General features: G+C 45.4%; 1 protein-coding gene. It reads left to right on the top strand.

From position 1 onward, the window contains the following. Nucleotides 1-1,030: DUF3360 family protein (locus R7070_RS26135; RefSeq protein WP_318141506.1), on the top strand; the 1,030-nt coding region annotated here is incomplete at its 5' end. Nucleotides 1,031-1,139: the final 109 nt, after the last annotated feature.

Below are 1,139 nucleotides of genomic sequence, written 5' to 3'. Positions count from 1 at the left end.
TTCTAAACTGGTGAACCTCACCTCAGAGGGTACAGCTGGTGGCTTGCTCATTTTCTTGGGCTTGACGGGGACCATGAGCCAAATCAACTCGATTCAAGAATGGGCAGTTGGCCTACAATCTTCAACTGTTGAAGCTGGCAGCATGGGTTACGTGGGTCTGATCGTGCTTGCAGTGACTATCGCACTATACGCTTTCCTTGCAAAAGTGAACAAACGTTGGCTTGCGATTCCAGTGTGTGCTTTCACAGGCCTTATTATCGCTCTAGTGCTAGGTGCTGGTTTTGACATCAAATTCGTCACTGAAACTGGTCTACCGAATCTAAACCCTGTTTACTGGTGGGGCAGCACTGAAGAAGGTTGGATGCTCGGTCTTCCTAATATGGAACACTTCATCGCGTCACTGCCTTTTGCAATCCTAGCAGTAGCAATGTGGTCTCCTGACTTCTTAGGTCATCGTATTTTCCAAGAACTTAACTACCCTAAAAAGACTGAAAAAGTACTAATGGACGTTGATGACACAATGCCTATGTGTTCTATTCGTCAGATGGTAGGTACAGCGGTAGGTGGTGGTAACATCACTTCATCTTGGGGTACTTACATGATCCCAGCAGCGATTGCAAAACGTCCAATTCCTGGCGGTGCTATCCTTCTTGGTCTTCTAGTGATGATCATCGCGATCCTTGGCTTCCCAATGGACATCGCAGTATGGCCACCAGTAATGCGTGTCGCTCTTCTTGTAGGTGTATCTCTACCTCTACTTGAAGCTGGTATGCAAATGGTGAAAGACTCTAAAGACTCTCAAGCAGCGGGTATCTGTATTTTCGGTTCTGCCGTCGTTAACCCTGTACTAGCATGGGCATTAACAATGCTACTTGATAACAACGGTCTAATTGGTGACAAAGAGCGCGCAGCTCGCCTGTCATTCGTAGACAAGATTGTGATCCCAGTAGGTGTACTTGTTATCTGTTTGGTCGCTATGCTTGCAGTTGGCATGCTAGAAGGCCAGTATGGCATCAAAGCTTGGCTGTAAGGCTAATTGTTCAAAAAACGTGTGGGTAGCGCTTGTCGCTACCCCATTTTTATCGAGATTTTTGAGGATTTATTGATTTAGTTTAAGGTTTGCAAAAAAATTTTATTTT

Origin of the sequence: Vibrio sp. 1557, from assembly GCF_033340175.1 — a bacterium.
GTDB lineage: Bacteria > Pseudomonadota > Gammaproteobacteria > Enterobacterales > Vibrionaceae > Vibrio > Vibrio alginolyticus.
Note: the sequence above shows the minus strand (reverse complement) of the source record. Positions and strands in the feature narration are given on the sequence as shown.